Here is a 1,821-nt window from a genome sequence, read left to right on the forward strand (position 1 = left end):
CCCGCCGAACACCCTGGACAGTCTCGTCGTGCCCAACGGGTACGACCACGCGGTCGTCATGCGCTGGGGTGACCCGGTCGTGCCGGGCGCCCCCGAGTTCGACCTGCACGCCCAGACCGCCGCCGCCCAGGCCCGGCAGTTCGGCTACAACAACGACTTCGTCGGGGTGCTGCCGCTGGACGGGCGTCGGCGCGCGCTGCTCGTGGTCAACCACGAGTACACCAACGAGGACCTGATGTTCCCCGGCTTCACGGGCCAGGACGCGCTGAGCGTCGAGCAGCTCCGGATCGCCATGGCCGCGCACGGCATGTCCGTGGTGGAGCTGGAGCGGGTCGACGGCACCGGGCAGTGGCGGCCGGTCACCAAGGGCCGGCGGCCGTACAACCGGCGGGTCACGGCGCTGGCCACGAAGTTCGAGCTGACCGGGCCGGCCGCCGGTTCGGCGCACCTGCGGACGGCCGCCGACCCGAAGGGCCGTACGGTCGTCGGCACGCTGAACAACTGTGCCGGCGGGGTGACCCCGTGGGGCACCGTGCTCTCCGGCGAGGAGAACTTCAACCAGTACTTCGTCGGCGGCGACGCGGTGGCCGAGGAGGTCAAGCCGAAGCTGGCCCGGTACGGCGTCACCACCACCACCCGTTACCCGAGCGGCAGCCGCAAGTGGGAGCGCGCCGACGAGCGGTTCGACCTGGCGAAGCACCCGAACGAGGCCAACCGGCACGGCTGGATCGTGGAGATCGACCCGTACGACCCGGAGAGCCGCCCGCGCAAGCACACCGCGCTGGGCCGGTTCAAGCACGAGGGCGCGAACGTCATCGTGGCGAGGAGCGGGCACGTGGTCGCGTACATGGGCGACGACGAGCGCTTCGACTACCTGTACAAGTTCGTCTCCGACAAGAAGTTCATGAAGGGCAACTCCTGGGTCGCCCGCCGGCACAACCTGACCCTGCTGGAGTCGGGCACCCTCTACGTCGCCAAGCTCGACGAGACCAGCGCCGGCGAGATCGACGGCTCCGGCCGGCTCCCGTCCGACGGCGCGTTCAACGGCCGGGGCCGGTGGATCAGGCTGGTCAGCGGCAACCGCTCGTACGTCGACGGGATGACGGCCGCCGACGTGCTCACCTTCACCCGGCTGGCCGGCGACAAGGTCGGGGCGACCAAGATGGACCGCCCGGAGGACGTCGAGCCGAGCCTGCTCACCGGCAAGGTGTACGTGGCGCTGACCAACAACACCGACCGGGGCAAGGCCGGCAAGCCGGCCGCCGACGAGGCCAACCCGCGCAACCTCAACAAGCACGGCCAGGTGCTGGAGCTGGTCGAGGACCGTGGCGACAACGCGGGCGAGACCTTCGCCTGGTCGCTGCCCATCGTCGCCGGTGACCCGGCGGACCCGTCGACCTTCTTCGCCGGGTACGACAAGACGAAGGTCTCCCCGATCTCCTGCCCGGACAACGTGGCGTTCGACGCCACCGGGAACCTCTGGATCTCGACGGACGGCAACGCGCTGGGCAGCAACGACGGCCTCTTCGCCACGGCCGTCGAGGGGCCGGAACGGGGTCACCTGAAGCAGTTCCTCACCGTGCCGGTGGGCGCGGAGACGTGCGGCCCGTTCATCACCGGGGACAACCGCTCGGTCTTCGTGGCGGTGCAGCACCCGGGCGAGCTGATCGGGGCGTCGGTCGAGAACCCGGCCTCGAACTGGCCGGACGGCGACTTCGCCAAGCCGGGCGTGGTGGTGGCCTGGCGCCTGGACGGCGGCCCGATCGGCAGCTGACCCCTCCTCGGGCGGTCCGGCGCTGGACCGCCACCGGGGCCCTCTCC

Annotated in this window: 1 protein-coding gene; it reads left to right on the forward strand. The window is 71.1% G+C overall.

Going from position 1 to position 1,821, the window contains the following annotated elements:
- The coding region (locus AB0B91_RS65605; RefSeq protein WP_358343131.1) for a PhoX family phosphatase at positions 1 to 1,774 on the forward strand (1,774 nt) is incomplete at its 5' end.
- Between the last annotated feature and the right edge of the window lie 47 nt (positions 1,775 to 1,821).

The organism is Nonomuraea sp. NPDC049141, from assembly GCF_040648415.1.
Lineage (GTDB): Bacteria > Actinomycetota > Actinomycetes > Streptosporangiales > Streptosporangiaceae > Nonomuraea.